This is a genomic window from Rhodococcus sp. LW-XY12 (assembly GCF_019317345.1).
GTDB lineage: Bacteria > Actinomycetota > Actinomycetes > Mycobacteriales > Mycobacteriaceae > Rhodococcus > Rhodococcus pyridinivorans.
The window spans coordinates 3,506,812-3,523,743 of record NZ_CP079225.1 but is presented as its reverse complement, the minus strand read 5'-3'; the positions used below and the strand labels follow the sequence as shown (position 1 = coordinate 3,523,743).

19 protein-coding genes are annotated in these 16,932 nt (G+C 68.5%); 15 read left to right on the top strand and 4 right to left on the bottom strand.

What is annotated here, in order from left to right; all coding sequences use genetic code 11:
• The first annotated feature begins 13 nt into the window (after window positions 1-13).
• Genes KXC42_RS16425 through KXC42_RS16415 form a run of 3 tightly spaced genes read left to right on the top strand, consistent with a single transcriptional unit; the run spans window position 14 to window position 2,794 of the window.
• A complete protein-coding gene (locus tag KXC42_RS16425; protein WP_051121505.1) occupies window positions 14-940 on the top strand; it encodes a glycosyltransferase family 2 protein in 927 nt (308 codons plus the stop codon).
• Window positions 930-2,015, top strand: a complete 1,086-nt coding sequence (locus tag KXC42_RS16420; RefSeq protein ID WP_006550199.1) for a sugar phosphate nucleotidyltransferase — start codon at window positions 930-932, stop codon at window positions 2,013-2,015. Before KXC42_RS16425 ends, KXC42_RS16420 begins: the two co-directional genes overlap by 11 nt.
• Window positions 2,016-2,029: 14 nt before the next feature.
• The gene (locus KXC42_RS16415; protein WP_033097090.1) at window positions 2,030-2,794 is read left to right on the top strand and encodes an SGNH/GDSL hydrolase family protein; all 765 of its coding nucleotides are present in this window, start codon (window positions 2,030-2,032) and stop codon (window positions 2,792-2,794) included.
• A gap of 87 nt (window positions 2,795-2,881) precedes the next feature.
• Here the strand turns inward: KXC42_RS16415 and KXC42_RS16410 are convergent, their stop codons facing one another.
• From KXC42_RS16410 to cofD, 3 genes are read right to left on the bottom strand one after another with little or no spacing between them, the layout of a single operon-like run.
• A complete protein-coding gene (locus tag KXC42_RS16410; protein ID WP_006550201.1) occupies window positions 2,882-3,436 on the bottom strand; it encodes an NUDIX hydrolase in 555 nt (184 codons plus the stop codon).
• Window positions 3,437-3,438: 2 nt separating this feature from the next.
• Window positions 3,439-4,806 carry a coenzyme F420-0:L-glutamate ligase gene (locus KXC42_RS16405; protein WP_033097202.1) on the bottom strand — a complete coding sequence of 456 codons (1,368 nt, stop codon included), beginning with the start codon at window positions 4,804-4,806 and terminating at the stop codon, window positions 3,439-3,441.
• Entirely contained in the window at window positions 4,806-5,795 is a 990-nt protein-coding gene (cofD, locus tag KXC42_RS16400) for a 2-phospho-L-lactate transferase (protein ID WP_072740421.1), read from the bottom strand. Before cofD ends, KXC42_RS16405 begins: the two co-directional genes overlap by 1 nt.
• Window positions 5,796-6,129: 334 nt before the next feature.
• Between cofD and KXC42_RS16395 the strand changes: the two genes are divergently transcribed.
• Window positions 6,130-6,396, top strand: coding sequence for a WhiB family transcriptional regulator (locus tag KXC42_RS16395; protein WP_167414258.1), 267 nt, complete (start codon window positions 6,130-6,132; stop codon window positions 6,394-6,396).
• A 123-nt stretch (window positions 6,397-6,519) separates the two neighbouring features.
• Here the strand turns inward: KXC42_RS16395 and KXC42_RS16390 are convergent, their stop codons facing one another.
• Window positions 6,520-7,014 carry a metallopeptidase family protein gene (locus KXC42_RS16390; protein WP_033097091.1) on the bottom strand — a complete coding sequence of 165 codons (495 nt, stop codon included), beginning with the start codon at window positions 7,012-7,014 and terminating at the stop codon, window positions 6,520-6,522.
• Between the two features lie 87 nt (window positions 7,015-7,101).
• Between KXC42_RS16390 and KXC42_RS16385 the strand changes: the two genes are divergently transcribed.
• The 11 genes from KXC42_RS16385 (at window position 7,102) to mtrA (ending at window position 16,914) form a co-directional block, all read left to right on the top strand.
• On the top strand, window positions 7,102-7,497 hold the full coding sequence (locus KXC42_RS16385) for a DUF3499 domain-containing protein (RefSeq protein ID WP_170318468.1): 396 nt from the start codon (window positions 7,102-7,104) through the stop codon (window positions 7,495-7,497).
• Between the two features lie 76 nt (window positions 7,498-7,573).
• Complete coding sequence (locus KXC42_RS16380) at window positions 7,574-8,944, top strand: phosphomannomutase/phosphoglucomutase (protein WP_019288507.1); 1,371 nt, start codon at window positions 7,574-7,576, stop codon at window positions 8,942-8,944.
• A gap of 147 nt (window positions 8,945-9,091) precedes the next feature.
• Entirely contained in the window at window positions 9,092-10,177 is a 1,086-nt protein-coding gene (locus tag KXC42_RS16375; RefSeq protein WP_033097092.1) for a hypothetical protein, read from the top strand.
• A complete protein-coding gene (gene manA / locus KXC42_RS16370) occupies window positions 10,177-11,454 on the top strand; it encodes a mannose-6-phosphate isomerase, class I (RefSeq protein WP_006550209.1) in 1,278 nt (425 codons plus the stop codon). Before KXC42_RS16375 ends, manA begins: the two co-directional genes overlap by 1 nt.
• A 210-nt stretch (window positions 11,455-11,664) precedes the next feature.
• Window positions 11,665-12,909, top strand: a complete 1,245-nt coding sequence (locus KXC42_RS16365; protein WP_064853131.1) for an alkane 1-monooxygenase — start codon at window positions 11,665-11,667, stop codon at window positions 12,907-12,909.
• A gap of 2 nt (window positions 12,910-12,911) precedes the next feature.
• Complete coding sequence (locus KXC42_RS16360; RefSeq protein WP_006550211.1) at window positions 12,912-13,079, top strand: rubredoxin; 168 nt, start codon at window positions 12,912-12,914, stop codon at window positions 13,077-13,079.
• The gene (locus KXC42_RS16355; protein ID WP_039584806.1) at window positions 13,076-13,261 is read left to right on the top strand and encodes a rubredoxin; all 186 of its coding nucleotides are present in this window, start codon (window positions 13,076-13,078) and stop codon (window positions 13,259-13,261) included. The genes KXC42_RS16360 and KXC42_RS16355 overlap by 4 nt, the downstream gene beginning before the upstream one ends.
• A gap of 69 nt (window positions 13,262-13,330) precedes the next feature.
• Window positions 13,331-13,936: a TetR/AcrR family transcriptional regulator gene (locus tag KXC42_RS16350; RefSeq protein ID WP_039584805.1), complete on the top strand. Its 606-nt coding sequence runs from the start codon at window positions 13,331-13,333 to the stop codon at window positions 13,934-13,936.
• 128 nt (window positions 13,937-14,064) lie between these two features.
• Entirely contained in the window at window positions 14,065-15,534 is a 1,470-nt protein-coding gene (gene ahcY, locus KXC42_RS16345) for an adenosylhomocysteinase (RefSeq protein WP_006550214.1), read from the top strand.
• Window positions 15,535-15,565: 31 nt separating this feature from the next.
• Window positions 15,566-16,231: a dTMP kinase gene (locus KXC42_RS16340; RefSeq protein WP_006550215.1), complete on the top strand. Its 666-nt coding sequence runs from the start codon at window positions 15,566-15,568 to the stop codon at window positions 16,229-16,231.
• 5 nt (window positions 16,232-16,236) lie between these two features.
• A complete protein-coding gene (mtrA, locus tag KXC42_RS16335) occupies window positions 16,237-16,914 on the top strand; it encodes an MtrAB system response regulator MtrA (protein ID WP_024101503.1) in 678 nt (225 codons plus the stop codon).
• Window positions 16,915-16,932 lie beyond the last annotated feature (18 nt).

Below are 16,932 nucleotides of genomic sequence, written 5' to 3'. Positions count from 1 at the left end.
TAAGGTGACCGGCGTGGATTCGACGCTGGCCGTGGTGACGGTGACCTATTCGCCCGGTGAGCACCTCGAGAACTTTCTCACCTCGCTCACCTCCGCGACCGTTCTGCCGACGCAGGTGATCCTGGCCGACAACGGTTCGATCGACGGTGCTCCCGAGGCCGCCGAGGCGGCACACGAGAACGTGCGACTGCTCCGGACCGGGGGAAACATCGGATACGGCGGGGCGATCAATCGCGCGGTCGCCGAGATCGACCCGTCCGCGGAGTTCGTGATCGTCGCGAACCCGGACGTCCGGTGGCACCCCGGTTCGATCGACGAACTGCTCGAGGCGGCGCGTCGCTGGCCGCGAGCCGGCTCGCTCGGGCCGCTGATCCACGAACCCGACGGAAGCGTCTACCCCTCGGCACGCACCGTCCCCACCCTCGCCTCCGGTGCCGGTCACGCGCTGCTCGGCACCGTCTGGCCGGCCAATCCGTGGACGCGTCGCTACCGGCAGGAGAACGAGGAGATCAGCGAACGCCCCGTGGGCTGGCTGTCCGGATCGTGCCTGCTGCTACGGCGAGCGGCCTTCGATTCGATCGACGGCTTCGATTCGCGGTACTTCATGTACATGGAGGACGTGGACCTGGGCGACCGGCTCGGACGAGCGGGCTGGCTCAACGTGTACGTGCCGTCCGCGGTGGTCACGCACGCCAAGGGCCACGCGGCCGGACGGCACCCCGAACTGATGCTTCCGGCACATCATGAGAGTGCCTACCGCTTCCAGGCGGACCGTCACCCCCACGGGTGGCAGGCACCGCTGCGGTGGGCTCTGCGGGCCGGGCTCGCGGTGCGATCGCGAGTGGCGGTCGCAGCGGCCGTGCGGGAGCGTCGGAACGGGAGGACCGACCGGAACATTCGGGTCGGCACGACAGTGAACAGGGGAGACGATGACGAGTGAGTCGGCACCGCACACCGATGCGGTGATTCTGGTCGGCGGACAGGGCACGCGGCTACGCCCGTTGACGCTGTCGGCACCCAAGCCGATGCTGCCCACCGCGGGGGTGCCTTTCCTCACCCATCTGCTCGCGCGGATCCGTGAGGCAGGCATCAAACACGTCGTCCTCGGCACCTCGTTCAAGGCCGAGGTCTTCGAGCAGCACTTCGCCGACGGTTCCGACTTCGGTCTCGAGATCGAGTACGTCACCGAGACCGAGCCGCTCGGCACCGGCGGCGGTATCCGCAACGTGCTGCCGAGGCTGCGCGCCGACAACGTGATGGTCTTCAACGGCGACGTGCTCGGTGGCACCGATCTCGGTGCGGTGCTCGACACCCACGTGCGGACCGAGGCGGACGTGACCCTGCACCTGGTGCGGGTGAGCGATCCGCGTGCCTTCGGCTGTGTGCCGACCGACGAGGACGGCCGGGTGACCGCCTTCCTCGAGAAGACTCAGGATCCGCCGACCGATCAGATCAACGCCGGTTGCTACGTCTTCCGCCGCGAGATCATCGAGCAGATCCCCGAAGGCCGTCCGGTGTCGGTGGAGCGCGAGGTGTTCCCGGCGCTGCTGACCGAGGGCAAGAAGGTGTTCGGGCACGTCGACGCGGCCTATTGGCGCGACATGGGCACCCCGGAGGATTTCGTCCGCGGCTCGGCCGATCTGGTCCGCGGTATCGCTCCGTCCCCGGCGCTCCCGCCGCAGCGCGGCGAGTCGCTCGTGCATCCGGGTGCCTCCGTGGCCCCGGGCGCCCTGCTCATCGGGGGCACGGTCGTCGGCCGCGGCGCCGAGATCGGTGCGGGTGCCCGCCTGGACGGCGCGGTGATCTTCGACGGTGCGCGGGTCGAGGCCGGTGCGGTGGTCGAACGGAGCATCATCGGTTTCGGTGTACGGGTCGGTCCGCGGGCCTTGATCCGCGACGGTGTGATCGGTGACGGCGCCGATATCGGTGCGCGATGCGAGCTGCTGCGCGGTGCCCGGGTGTGGCCGGGAGTGAAGATCCCCGACGGCGGTATCCGGTTCAGTACCGACGTGTGAGTCGAGAGGTCGAAGTGGGTTTCGAAAGATACGTGGCCCTCGGTGATTCGTTCACCGAGGGAGTCGGCGACCCGGATCCGGCGCGTGCCAACGGGCTGCGCGGTTGGGCCGATCTCGTCGCCGGTGAGCTGGCGCGGCACTCGGAGAGCTTCGCGTACGCGAACCTCGCCATCCGGGGCCGGTTGCTGCGACCGATCATCGACGAGCAGCTCGAGACCGCCGTGGCGATGCGTCCCGATCTCGTGACGATCTATGCCGGCGGCAACGACCTCATGCGTCCGAAGCTCGACCTCGACACGCTTGCGGCGGAATACGACGAGGCGATCGGCAAGCTCGCCGCGACCGGCGCCCGCATCCTGATGTGGACGGCCTACGACGGCAGCTGGGCGCCGGTCTTCGGGATGCTGCGCGGCCGCTGGGCCGTGTACAACGAACTCGTCCGGGCGATCGCCGATCGACACGGGGCGACCATCGTCGACTTCTGGCGGTTCGACGAGTACCGCGATCTGCGCATGTGGGACTTCGACCGGCTGCATATGTCCGCGGCCGGCCACCACAACATGGCGATCCGCGTGCTCGATCTGCTGGGCGTCGCACACGGTCTCGGACCGGTGGAGTTCGACGAGGCACCCGTCCTCACACGGGCCCAGGAACGCGCCGCGGACCGCGCGTGGATGCGCGAGTTCCTCGTCCCCTGGGTGGGCCGGCGGCTGCGCGGAGTATCCTCCGGCGACGGCATCACCCCGAAATACCCCGACCTCGGCCCTGTCCGGTTCTGACCTCACGGCCCGGTTCCGACCTCACGCTCGTCCCGGCAACCCACCGGGACGAGCGTGGTCGTCTCAGGCCCGTCGGGCCGCGTCGTCTCAGGCCCGTCGGGCCGCGGCGAGCCGGACCATGTGCGCGATGGTCTCGTGCTCGGCCTCCGGCGGAAGCGCGTCGACGGGCCACCACTGCAGGTCGGTGGATTCGTCGCTGCGCACCGGCCGGGCACCGACGGGTGCGGTCACCAGGAACCGCAGGTCGAGGTGACGGGTGGGCACGCCGAGGGAGCACGTGATCGGATGCGTGTGCGCCGACAGCAGTTCCGGATCGATCACCAGATCGGCGATGCCGGATTCCTCGGTGGCCTCGCGCAGGGCCGCGTCGACGACCGTGTCGTCCGACGGCTCGCAGTGACCGCCGAGCTGGATCCACCGCCCCACCCGCGGATGCAGGGTGAGCAACACGTTGCGGTGGTCGGCGTCGAGCACGATCGACGACGCCGTGATGTGGCCAGGCACGTGTTCGCGCAGGCACCCGTCGGGCGCTGAATCGAGGAACGCCAGCATCGTGTGCCGCAGCGATTCGGCGTCTTCCGAGTCGGTGCGCCAGGCGGTGAGCCGGTCGATCGCCGAGGCGTGCAGGGAACGCGCCGACACGACTACAGCTCCACGAGGGCGTCGCCCGGGTCCGCGGGTTCGCGCGGTTCCGGTTCGGTGAGCGGGTAACCGACGGCGACCGCCCCGAGCGGCGACCACTCGGCGGGAAGACCGAGTTCCTCGCGGACCACCTCGGGAGCGAAGATCGTCGAACCGATCCAGCAGCTGCCGAGCCCGCGGGTGGCCAGGGACACGAGCAGGCCCTGCACCGCGGCGCCGGCGGCGACGGTGAACATCGTCGCCTCGGCCGCGGTGCGACGGGCATCCGGATAGTGGTGTGCGCCGTCGGGCACCCAGAAGGGGACGATCACCTCGGGTGCGTCGTAGAGGATCGCGCCGCGGGAGATCCGGCGTTCGACGGCCACCGGGTCGAGTCCGTCGCCGTGGAGATCCTCGGCCCACCTGTCGCGCATGCGGTCGAGGAGCCGGCGGCGCACCTGCTCGGTGCGCACCCACACGAACCGGACCGGACGGGTGTGATGAGGTGCGGGTGCGGTGAGGGCCTCGGCGACCGCCTCGCGCAGATCCTCGGGATCGACGGGCTCGGAGGCGAACTGCCGCACCGACCGGCGCAGCAGCAGCGCCTCGCGCCGACCGCGTTCGAGAGCCTCCTCGGTGCCGAGCCAGAACAGGTCGTCCTCGCCGCTGCGGATCAGGGCGCGGGCGGTGGATCCGTCGTCGGGCAGGTCGAGTCCGCGCACCACGGCGACGGGCACACCGCCGAGCTTGCCCTTGACCAGATCGCCTGCGGCGGCGATCTCGTCGGCGACCGCCACGGACGTCACCTGCAGTTCGTTGCCCTGCGAGTCGTGGGAGCCGGCGTAGCCGTGCAGGACTGGAAGCCCGGACGAGCCGATCGCGGCGTCGGTCTGGCCGTTGCGCCAGGCGCGGCCCATGGTGTCGGTGACCACCACGGCGACCCGGACGCCGAGCAGCGCACCGATCCGTTCGCGGAGCGCCGCTGCGCTCGCATCGGGGTTCTCGGGCAGCAGCGCGAGTTCGGCGCTGTCGACATTGGATCCGTCGATGCCGGAGGCTGCCTGCACGATGCCGAGCTTGTTCTCGGTGATGAGGGTGCGGCCCTTGCGTGCCAGCACGCGCACCGCTTCCTGGTTCACCAGGCGCCGGCGGAGCGCGTCGCGGGCGTCGGGATCGGTGGGCGCGGCCACGATCCGTCCCTCGACCTTCGAGACCACTTTGCTGGTGACGACGAGGACGTCCCCGTCGGCCAGCCACGGTGCGGCCTGCGCGACGGCTGCGGCCAGGTCGTCGCCGGGCCGGAATTCGGGAAGCCCGGCGACGGGCAGGATCTCGATCGGGCCGCCCGGCGCGTGGTCGCGCACTGCAGGGTCGGCGACGGCGTCCGGCATCACAGGGTCACTCCGGCGAGGTCGAGGGCGGCGCGGGCCATCTCGGCCGTCGCGTCGGTGTCGGTCATGAGCAGGGGAACGGATCGGACCTCGACGCCTGGCACCTCGGCGTTGTCGGTCGAGTGCACGAGCCAGCCGTCGAGAATGCCTGTGCCCGAGCGGGCGCCGTAGTACCGGCCGACCGCCTCGGCGGTGGTCTCCACTCCGATGACGTCCAGGCACGCATCGGCCATGCCGCGCAGGGGCTTGCCGTCGATGACGGGGGACAGGCCGACGACCTTCGCCGACGTGGTGCGCAGCGCCCCACGGATACCGGGGATCGCGAGGATCGCTCCGACGCTCACGACGGGGTTCGACGGGGCCAGAACGACGGCATCGGCGTTCTCGATCGCCTCGAGCACACCGGGAGCGGGCTCTGCCTCTTCCGCGCCGATGTGGGCGAAGCTGTGGGTGGGCACCTGGGCGCGGTGGCGGACCCACCATTCCTCGAAGTGCACGGCCCGCTGTTCACCGTCCTCAGGATCGGTGATGACGACGTGGGTCTCGCTGCGGTCGTCGGAGACCGGCAGCAGGGTCACACCCGGCTTCCACCGCGTGCACAGTGCTTCGGTGATCGCGGAGAGCGGATAGCCGGTCCGCAGCATCTGCGTCCGGATGAGGTGGGTGGCGATGTCGCGGTCGCCGAGACCGAACCAGTCGGGGATCGCCCCGTAGGCGGCGAGTTCCTCCTTGGCGTTCCAGGTCTCACCGGCGCGGCCCCAGCCGCGTTCGGTGTCGATCCCACCGCCGAGGGTGTACATGCAGGTGTCGAGATCCGGACAGATCCTCAGGCCGTGCATCCACACGTCGTCGCCGACGTTGACGATCGCGGTGATGCGGTGTGCCGCGTCCGGATTCGGCTCCACGCCCGGAGAAATATCGAGAAGCCGGCGCAAACCTGAGAGAAAACGCGCCCCACCGACACCTCCGACCAATACAGTCACATTCACGGCCCAAGCCTAAGCGGTGCGTCGCCTACCCGGTCGCGCACCGTCCGAAACGCGTTTCGGCAAAGCGGCCGATGATATGTGAACAACGCCGCTCCGCTTGACCGCGACACACCCGAAGTGTCTAATCACATACATGTCATTCGATAATCGAATTCGAGATCCCTTGCGGTGAACCCGCATTCGAACGAGTATTCGAAGGATGGCAGCGGGTTGATCCCCGGTCATGATTCGGCGCTGCAGGTGAGGAGGGACAATGGCCGGCGAGCGCGACAGCTTCGAGCTCACTCGAAGCGATACTGCAGTCGAGGCTGTCTGTGACTACCCGGACGTCGGGGTGCCCGTCCTGAGTTTGATCTCGGGATTCGGTGACCCAGCGGACGGCGAGGAGCAGTGGCAGGAGCGTGCGCTCTGTGCGCAGACCGATCCGGAGGCATTCTTCCCCGAGAAGGGTGGCTCCACCAGAGAGGCCAAGCGCATCTGCATGGGGTGTGAGGTCCGGGACGAGTGTCTCGAATACGCTCTCGCTCACGACGAGCGGTTCGGTATCTGGGGCGGGCTCTCCGAGAGGGAACGCCGTCGCCTCAAGCGCGGAATAGTCTGACGAGGAGTTCGGCCCGGTACGGGGAGTGCGGGACCGAGTGAAACACCGAATCGGATGACGAAGGCCGGGTTGCGGCCGTGGGGGACGAGCAACCCGGCCTTCGTCATGTATCCGGAACGTTTCTCAGTCCTCGTCGTCCTCGTCGAGTGTCGGATCCACCACTTCCGGTTCGACGCCGAGATAGGTGGCCACCTGGTGCACGAGGACGTCGTGCACCAGATCCGTCAGATCGTCCGGATCCTTCGCGCGCACCTCGAGAGGTCGGCGGAACAACACGATCCGCGCCCGGGTGGCAGCGCCTCGTCGATCGATCCCCGCCGGCACGAGCCGGGACAGCGGCACCGGCCCGTCGGCAACCACCTCGTCCGGCCAGTTGACCGAGTCGGGGTCGCGTGCCCGGATCTTCGGGACCTCGTCGACGGCGATGTCGAGTTTGGTGAGGCGGTCGTGCCAGCGCGCGTCGATCGGCGCGAACGCCCCCAATACGAGCAGGTCGAATTTCTCTGCGCGTGTCTTCCACGCCGGCAGGCTCTGCGGGAACAGGGGACCGCGGATTCCCCTGCCGCGGCGTGCCACGGCACGGGACGACACAGGGCGGGAACGTCGTGCGCGGACCATGCCATGGACACTACGACACGAAAATCGCTCCACCCTTTCGGTGTGTCCGAATAGTCCTGGCGCGTCCGGCGCGCTACGCTCCCAGTCGTGAGAACACTGCGTCGATGCTGCCGGCCTGGGTGCAAGAACCCTGCTGTTGCGACGCTGACCTACGTGTACTCGGACTCCACTGCCGTTGTCGGTCCCCTGGCGACCGTCGCGGAACCGCACTCGTGGGATCTCTGCGAGATGCACGGTTCGCGCATCACGGCACCCAAGGGCTGGGAACTCGTCCGATACGAGGGAGCGTTCTCGTCGGCCACCCCCGACGAGGACGATCTGACCGCCCTCGCCGAGGCCGTACGCGAGGCCGGCCTGGGGGAGCGTTCCCGTTCCGACGCGAGCGACGACGACGCCGAGCAACCCCAACGGGCCGTCGTGCCTCCCACCGCACGCACCGGCCGACGCGGTCACCTGCGTGTTCTTCCCGATCCCACGTCCTGAGCCGTTCGCACTAGGCTGAGCGAGTGCGATGTCGCGGAGGACGGTATCGCACGAGTCGAGTTCAGGAGCTAATACAGTGGCGAGAGCTGCCGAGTCGGTGTCAGCAGTCATCAAGGCCTACGACGTACGGGGTGTCGTCGGAGAGCAGATCGACGAAGAGTTCGTCCGCGAGGTCGGAGCGTCGTTCGCACGCCTGTTGCGCAGTGAGGGCAGCGCGGACCGTGTGGTGATCGGGCACGACATGCGCGCCTCGTCCCCCTCGCTCTCGCAGGCCTTCGCCGACGGGGTCACCGCCCAGGGACTCGACGTGGTGCTGATCGGCCTCGCATCCACCGACCAGCTCTACTTCGCGTCGGGCCTGCTCGACGCACCCGGCGCGATGTTCACGGCCAGCCACAATCCCGCGAAGTACAACGGCATCAAGCTCTGCCGTGCCGGTGCCAAGCCCGTCGGTCAGGACACCGGTCTGGCGCAGATCTCCGCCGACCTCGTCGAGGGGGTGCCCGCCTACGACGGCGAGCGCGGCAACATCACCGAGCAGGACGTCCTCGAGGACTACGCCTCGTTCGTCCGCGGCCTGGTCGATCTCGCGGAGATGCGTCCGCTGAAGGTGGCGGTCGACGCCGGCAACGGCATGGGAGGCCACACCGTCCCCGCCGTCTTCGGTGCCCTGCCCGTCGATCTCGTGCCGCTGTACTTCGAACTCGACGGCACCTTCCCGAACCACGAGGCCAACCCCCTCGACCCCGCCAACCTCGTCGACCTCCAGCGTCTGGTCGTCGAGTCCGGTGCCGACGTGGGCCTGGCCTTCGACGGCGACGCCGACCGCTGCTTCGTCGTCGACGAGCGCGGCGAGCCGGTCACCCCGTCCGCGGTCACGGCGCTCGTCGCCGCCCGCGAACTCGCCAAGGAACCCGGCTCGACGATCATCCACAACCTCATCACCTCGCGCGTGGTGCCCGAACTCGTCGCCGAGCAGGGCGGCAAGCCGGTGCGCACCCGGGTCGGGCATTCGTTCATCAAGCAGCAGATGGCCGAGACCGGTGCCGTCTTCGGCGGGGAACACTCGGCGCACTACTACTTCCGCGACTTCTGGGGTGCCGACTCCGGCATGCTCGCGGCGCTGCACGTCCTCGCCGCACTCGCCTCGCAGGACGGTCCGCTCTCCGAGTTGATGAGCTCCTACAACCGGTACGCGGCGTCGGGCGAGATCAACTCGACGGTCGCCGATGCTGCCGAGCGCACCGAGGCCGTCGTCGCGGCGTTCGAGGACCGCGCGGTATCGATCGACCGGCTCGACGGTGTCACCGTCGACCTGCCCGACAACGCATGGTTCAACCTGCGTGCGTCCAACACCGAGCCGTTGCTGCGGCTCAACGTGGAGGCCCGCACGGACGGTGAGGTCGAGGCATTGGTGAAGGAGATCCTTTCCGTCGTTCGTGCGTAGGCGGAGGGACAACGGGAATAATCGAAGTGCCGGGACAGGTCGTGCCGGTGTCGGTTCGGCGGAGCACCGATCTCGGGTCGGTGGCCCCACCGGGCCCTGTCAGCCGGCTCGCCGAGGTCGCGGCGGCGGAAGGAAGGTGATGCGGTCGTGACGGCACCCTCACCGCTGTTCGACTTCGACGATGCGGGCGGTGTTCTCGCCGCCGATGTCGACGGCATCCTCAGGAGCGCGGCCCTCGGCGGCGCCCAGATCCGCGCGGTCGCCGCGGCGGTCGACGAAGGTCTGCTCGGCCGGCTCACCGACATGCACCCCCGCAGTGTGGTCTTCGTCGGCACCGACGCCCGCGCCCGCTCGGCCGCGGAACTGGTCGTCGCGATGTTCGGTGGGCAGGCCGGTGTACCGCTGATCTCCGCGCCGACCACACCGCCGTGGGTCGGCGCGCTCGATGTCGTGGTGGTCTCGGGAAACGACGCCGGCGATCCAGAGTTGGCGCGCAGCATCGACGCCGGACTGCGTCGCAGCGCTGAGGTCGTCGTCGACGCCCCCGACGAAGGTCCGGTGCGGGCGGTCTCGGCCGGTCGCGCGATGTTGTTGCCGCCGCGCGTCCGGGTCCAGACCCGGTACGTGCTCGCCCGGCACGTCGCGGTGTTCTGTGCGGTGCTCGGCGTGTTGCAGCGCGCCGTCCGGATCACCGGTGTCCCGCCGCTCGCCGAGGTCGCCGACACGGCCGACGAGGAAGCGGCGCGCAATCATCCGGCGAACGAGGTCTTCCACAATCCCGCAAAGTCGCTCGCGGTGCGCATGCAGTCGCGTCGCGTGGCGTTCGCGGGAGACTCCGCCGCGACGACGGTGCTCGCACGGCACGCGTCGGAGGCCCTGCTCCAGGAGGCGGGTGTGGTCGCCGGCGCTGCGGCACTGAGCGACGTGCTGGTCGCGCGCGACCGGCTCACGAATGTGGTCACCGCGAGCGGTGAGAACTACGACCCGTTCTTCCACGACGAGGAACTGGACGGACCGGCGCCGATCGCACCGGCACGGGTGTTCGTGCTCAGCACCGACCCCGACCGCTCGGCGGCGCAGCGCAGGACGGCGGCACTTCCGGATGTGGAATTGATGTCCGTGATCGGAGAATTCGAATCGAGCACGGTTCCGACCGTGCTGGAACAGGTGGCAGTGTTGACCGTCCGCACAGAGATGGCGGCCGCATATCTCGGATTGGCAGGGGGGAGATAGTGCACCGACTCGAAGGTGCGGTGCGCTCGTACGCCTGGGGATCGCGGACCGCGATCGCCACCCTGCGTGGCCGCAATGTGCCGTCCCATCATCCCGAGGCCGAGTTGTGGCTCGGTGCGCACCCGGCCGATCCCGCCAGGCTGGTGGATCCGGACGGCGACGAGCACTCGCTGCTCGACGTGTTGTCGGCCGATCCGCAGCGACACCTCGGTGATCGCACGGTGGGGGCGTTCGGTCCCCGCCTGCCCTTCCTGCTCAAGCTACTGGCGGCGGAGGAGCCGCTGTCGCTGCAGGCGCATCCCAGCGCCGGCCAGGCGGCCGAGGGCTTCGCTCGTGAGGAAGCACTCGGCATCCCGATCGACTCGCCCGTCCGCAACTACAAGGACGCCAGCCACAAGCCCGAACTCGTGGTGGCGCTGACCCGGTTCGAGGCCCTGGCCGGCTTCCGTGACCCGAAACGGACCGTGGAGCTGTTCGAGGCGCTGGCCGTGCCGGAACTCGACCCCTATGTGGGACTGCTCGCGGGCCAACCCGATTCGAGCGGTCTGCGGGCGCTGTTCACCACCTGGATCACGTTGCCCCCGCCCGCTCTCGCAGCGTTGCTGCCGCGTGTGCTCGACGGTTGCGTCACCTATCTCGCGGCCGGACGGGACGGCGAACGCGATTTCGTTCCGGAGGTACGCACGGCCCTGCAGCTGGCGGACTTCTATCCCGGCGACGCCGGAGTGCTCGCCTCGCTGCTGCTCAACCGCATCACCCTGCAGCCGGGCGAGGGCCTGTACCTCGACGCGGGAAATCTGCACGCCTACCTGCACGGCATGGGTGTCGAGGTCATGGCGAACTCCGACAACGTGCTGCGCGGTGGTCTCACCCCGAAGCACGTGGACGTGCCCGAACTGCTGCGGGTGCTCGACTTCGGTGCGGCCTCGGTGCCGATTCTCGAAGCCGTGCCGGAGGCCTCGGCGGAGACCGGGTCGGGGCAGAGTCCGATCGAACGCCGCTACCGCACCCCGGCACCGGAGTTCGCGTTGTCCCGCATCGATCTCGGCGCGGGCGACGCCCTCGGGGTCGGTGCCGACGGACCACAGATCCTGCTGTGCACCGCAGGCGATGCCCGCGTCGAGTGCGACGGCGAGTCGGTGACGCTGAGGCCCGGCGACTCGGCGTGGTTGTCGGCGTGCGACCGGAATCCGACCGTCCACGGTTGTGCCGCGGACACCCAGGTCTTCCGGGCCCGGCTCGGGGAGATACCGGGATCGGCGACCGACGAGTCCTGAAGCAGAGTCCCGGTAGGGACGGAATCGAACCGAAGGCGAGCCCGCACGGGCTCGCCTTCGTCGTTTCCGGATGCATCTTCGTGAGATTTACAAAATCGGCTATATGTCTAGACCTAGGACGAACAGTGGCCTAGAGTCAAGATATGAGTGGTGTGCGTCACCGTGCGGTGGCGTGCCCGGCGCCATCAACGGTGATGAAGGAGACCCGACATGAGTACGGCATCCGCGGATTCGGTGGATCGACCCGACCTTCAGTGGCGCGACCGGAAACGCCATCTGTGGCTTCTGGGGCTGGTGCCCCCGACGGCGCTGTTCGTCGCCGCCGCCCTGGTGTGGGGCGGTAACGAACTCGGTCTGCAGAGCGTCACCCCGGTCCTGTGGTGGATAGGCCCCCTGCTGGTCTACGTCCTCGTCCCGCTGCTCGACCTGTTCGTCGGCCCCGACGGCGAGAACCCACCCGACGAGTTGTTCGAGCAACTCGAGAACGACCGCTTCTACCGCTACTGCACCTACCTCTACTTGCCCTTCCAGTTCGCGTCGCTGGTCTTCGCCTGCTACCTCTGGTCGGCCGGCGACCTGTCCTGGCTCGGCATCGACGGCGGGCTCGGCGTGATGTCGAAGATCGGACTCGCGATCTCGGTCGGCGTGGTCGCGGGCATCGGTATCAACACGGCACACGAACTCGGCCACAAGAAGATCGAATTCGAACGGCGACTGTCGAAGTGGGCGCTCGCCCCGTCGTTCTACGGGCACTTCTACATCGAGCACAATCGCGGCCACCACGTGCGGGTCGCCACCCCGGAGGATCCGGCCTCTGCCCGGTTCGGGGAGAGCTTCTGGCGATTCCTGCCCCGCAGCGTCGTCGGCAGCCTGCGGTCGGCGTGGCGCCTCGAACGGGCCCGCCTCGAACGGCTCGACAAGCCGGTGTGGAGCGTGCACAACGACGTCCTCAACGCGTGGGCGATCTCCGTCGCGCTGTACGCGGTGCTCCTCGGTGTCTTCGGTCTGTCGATCGCGCCGTATCTCGTGATCCAGGCGGTGTTCGGGTTCTCGTTGCTCGAGGCCGTGAACTATCTCGAGCACTACGGTCTGCTGCGGCAGAAGACCGCGAAGGGGCGCTACGAGCGCTGCTCGCCCGCGCACAGCTGGAACAGTGACCACCTGGTGACGAACATCTTCCTGTACCACCTGCAGCGGCACAGCGACCATCACGCCAACCCCACGCGGCGCTACCAGACCCTGCGCAGCATGGAGATCTCACCGCAACTGCCCGCGGGTTACGCGACGATGATCACCCTCGCCTACATCCCGCCGCTGTGGCGCAAGGTCATGGACCACCGCGTGCTCGACCACTACGACGGCGACATCACCCGCGTCAACATCGAACCGCGTCGACGCGAGAAGATCCTGACCCGCTACGGAGCATCGGATCCCACTACTGCGGAAGGGGAGTGATCGTGGCGTCCTACCGCTGTCCCGTCTGTGAGTTCGTGTACGACGAGACCGCCGGCGTTCCCCGTGAGGGCTTTCCGGCCGGCACCCCGTGGTCCGACGTGCCCGACGACTGGCCGTGTCCCGACTGCGGAGTCCGGGAGAAGACCGATTTCGAGGAGTACACTCAGTGAGTGCCGACTACCGTCTGTTCCGTTGTCTCGTCTGCGGATTCGAATACGACGAGGCCCAAGGGTGGCCCGACGAGGGCATCGGACCCGGCACCCGGTGGGAGGACATCCCCGACGACTGGTCGTGCCCGGACTGCGGCGCCGCCAAGGCCGACTTCGAGATGGTCGAGATCGTCCGCCGGTGAACCGCTGCACGGGGGATCACTACCCGTCTTGCTTTGACGAGCACATCCGTGCGTGAGAGCGTTCCCACCATGCCGAACGCGCGGGTTCCCTTCCACGAGGCAAGTCGGGTGCTGCTGCGCTCGACGATCCTCGACGCCATGCGCGAGCTGCTACACGAACGCGACTGGTCGGCCGTCACCATGAGCGACGTCGCCCGAGCCGCCGGTATCAGCCGGCAGACCCTGTACAAGGAGTTCTCCTCCCGGCAGGGGCTCGCCCAGGGATATGCGCTGCGTCTGGTCGACGAGTTCGTCGATGCGGTGGCCGATTCGGTGTACGCCCACGTCGGCGACGCGCGGGCCGCGCTCGTGGACGGATTCACCTTCTTCTTCGAGGCGTCCGCCGCCGACCCCCTGGTGCAGTCGCTGCTGAGCGGGGAGGCCAAACCCGACCTGCTGCGGTTGATCACCACCGACGCCGCCCCCATCCTCGAGCGGGGCGCGGGTCGCCTCACGGAGACCTTCCACCACAGCTGGATCGCGGCGTCCGAATCCGACGCGGGGATCCTCGCGCGCGCTGTCGTGCGGGTCGCGCTGAGCTTCGTCTCGATGCCCCCGGCCTCGGGGCGTGATGTCGCCGCCGACCTCGCCGATCTGCTCGTGCCGTTCGTCGAACGGGCCGCCATACGCGGTTGACGTCCGGGCGTCGTACAGGAAGGTGCGGCGGACGGATCCCGTCGGGGGACGATCTGCCGGGCCTCTTCTTGCGCAGGTTGTATAGCCTGGAACCAACATCGTCTGCCGACAGGAAGAGGCATCTGCACGTGTCTGACACCACGCTCGTAGCCGACCGGGTCAACGGTCTCGATTTCAAGGTCGCCGATCTGTCCCTCGCCGAGTTCGGGCGCAAGGAGATCCGGCTCGCCGAACACGAGATGCCGGGCCTGATGGCGCTGCGTCGCGAGTACGCGGAGGTGCAGCCGCTGAAGGGCGCACGGATCTCCGGCTCGCTGCACATGACGGTCCAGACCGCTGTGCTCATCGAAACGCTCGTCTCCCTCGGCGCGCAGGTGCGCTGGGCGTCGTGCAACATCTTCTCCACCCAGGACCACGCCGCCGCGGCCGTCGTCGTCGGCCCGCACGGCACCCCCGAGGAGCCCAAGGGCGTCCCGGTGTTCGCCTGGAAGGGCGAGACCCTCGAAGAGTACTGGTGGGCGGCCGAGCAGATGCTCACCTGGCCCGGCGAACCCGCCAACATGATCCTCGACGACGGCGGCGACGCCACGATGCTCGTGCTCAAGGGCGCCCAGTTCGAGAAGGCCGGCGTCGTCCCGCCGAGCGACGAAGAGCAGGACTCCGCAGAGTACAAGGTCTTCCTCGAGCTGCTGCGCCGCTCGCTCGCGGCCGACTCGAAGAAGTGGACCACCGTCGCCGAGTCCGTCAAGGGCGTCACGGAGGAGACCACCACGGGCGTCCTGCGCCTGTACCAGCTCTCCGCGGCCGGCGAGCTCGCGTTCCCCGCGATCAACGTCAACGACTCGGTCACCAAGAGCAAGTTCGACAACAAGTACGGCACCCGGCACTCGCTGCTCGACGGCATCAACCGCGGCACCGACGTCCTCATCGGCGGCAAGGCCGCGCTCGTGTGCGGTTACGGCGACGTCGGCAAGGGCTGCGCCGAGGCCCTGCGCGGCCAGGGCGCACGCGTCTCGGTCACCGAGGTCGACCCGATCAACGCCCTGCAGGCCATGATGGACGGCTACGACGTCGTGACGGTCGAGGACTTCATCGGCCAGGCCGACATCGTCATCACCGCCACGGGCAACAAGGACATCATCACCTTCGAGCACATGAAGGCGATGAAGCACCAGGCCATCCTCGGCAACATCGGCCACTTCGACAACGAGATCGACATGGCCGGCCTCGAGCGGGCCGCCGACGTCACGCGGATCAACATCAAGCCGCAGGTCGACGAGTTCACCTTCGCCGACGGCCATTCGATCATCGTCCTGTCGGAGGGCCGCCTGCTCAACCTGGGCAACGCCACGGGCCACCCCTCCTTCGTGATGAGCAACTCGTTCGCCAACCAGGTGATCGCCCAGATCGAGCTGTGGACCAAGCCCGACCAGTACGACAACGAGGTCTACCGCCTGCCCAAGCACCTCGACGAGAAGGTCGCGAAGATCCACGTCGAGGCACTCGGCGGACAGATCACGAAGCTGACCAAGGAGCAGGCCGAGTACATCGGCGTCGACGTCGAGGGCCCGTACAAGCCCGAGCACTACCGGTACTGATCCCGTTGATTCGACGGGAATCACAGGGCACATGGGTGATCTGATCGTCGTCGAGGGTCTCGACGGGGCCGGCAAGCGGACGTTGTCCGCCGGTCTCGTCGAGACCTGGCGCGAGGCCGGACGGAAGGTCGCGACGCTGGCCTTCCCGCGGTACGGGCAGTCGATCCACGCCGATCTGGGCGCGGAGGCGTTGCGCGGGCAGCACGGCGACACCGCCTCGAGCGTCGAGGCGATGGCGTTGCTGTGGGCGCTCGACCGACGCGATGCTGCCGACGAGCTGCGGAAGCTGCTCGCCGACAACGACATCGTGCTGCTCGACCGGTACGTCGCGTCCAACGCCGCGTACACCGCGGCGCGCCGGAACCAGGGCGCGACCGGCCCGGCGGTGGAGTGGATCCGCCGTCTCGAGTTCGAACGGTTCGGGCTCCCGGTGCCCGATCTGCAGGTGCTTCTCCGCGTTCCGGTCGCCCTCGCCGCGGAGCGTGCCCGTAACCGCGCCGCGACCGAGGCCGACCGCGATCGCGACGCCTACGAGCGCGATGCCGGCCTGCAACACCGCACCGGCGAGGTGTACGACGAGCTCGCGCAGCAGCAGTGGATGTCTCCGTGGGAGGTCGCAGGCCCGCAGACCTCCCCGCGACAACTCGCCGTTGACATCTCAAATCTGCTTCACGACGGTGAAGGGGTGACACGATAGAGGCTATGAAGCCGAGGATTCTGGTAGTCGACGACGACACCGCGCTGGCCGAGATGCTCACGATCGTGCTGCGCGGCGAGGGATTCGAACCGTTCGTGGTGGGGGACGGCACTCAGGCGCTGGGCGCCGTGCGCGAGATCCGGCCCGACCTCGTCCTGCTCGATCTCATGCTCCCCGGCATGAACGGCATCGACGTGTGCCGTGTGCTCCGCGCGGATTCCGGTGTGCCGATCGTGATGCTCACCGCCAAGTCCGACACCGTCGACGTCGTGCTCGGCCTCGAATCGGGCGCCGACGACTACATCGTCAAGCCGTTCAAGCCGAAGGAGCTCGTCGCACGCGTGCGGGCCCGGCTGCGTCGCACCGAGCAGGAGCCGGCGGAGGTCCTGAACATCGGGGACATCACCATCGACGTCCCCGCCCACAAGGTCACCCGCGGCGACGAGGCGATCTCGCTCACGCCCCTCGAGTTCGACCTGCTCGTGGCGCTCGCACGCAAGCCGCGCCAGGTGTTCACCCGTGAGGTCCTGCTCGAGCAGGTCTGGGGTTACCGGCACGCCGCCGACACCCGGCTCGTGAACGTCCACGTCCAGCGTCTGCGCGCGAAGGTCGAGAAGGATCCCGAGAATCCCGAGGCGGTGCTCACGGTGCGGGGGGTCGGCTACAAGGCCGGACCGCCGTGATTCGAACCTACCGGCTTC

Bases quoted from the DNA above. Each gene is read 5' to 3' on its own strand.
- KXC42_RS16390 (WP_033097091.1), bottom strand. From the start codon at position 7,014: ATGGTCCGCGCACGACGTTCCCGCCCTGTGTCGTCCCGTGCCGTGGCA.
- KXC42_RS16420 (WP_006550199.1), top strand. From the start codon at position 930: ATGACGAGTGAGTCGGCACCGCACACCGATGCGGTGATTCTGGTCGGC.
- KXC42_RS16365 (WP_064853131.1), top strand. From the start codon at position 11,665: ATGAGTACGGCATCCGCGGATTCGGTGGATCGACCCGACCTTCAGTGG.
- KXC42_RS16405 (WP_033097202.1), bottom strand. From the start codon at position 4,806: ATGCCGGACGCCGTCGCCGACCCTGCAGTGCGCGACCACGCGCCGGGC.
- mtrA (WP_024101503.1), top strand. From the start codon at position 16,237: ATGAAGCCGAGGATTCTGGTAGTCGACGACGACACCGCGCTGGCCGAG.
- KXC42_RS16340 (WP_006550215.1), top strand. From the start codon at position 15,566: ATGGGTGATCTGATCGTCGTCGAGGGTCTCGACGGGGCCGGCAAGCGG.
- KXC42_RS16350 (WP_039584805.1), top strand. From the start codon at position 13,331: ATGCCGAACGCGCGGGTTCCCTTCCACGAGGCAAGTCGGGTGCTGCTG.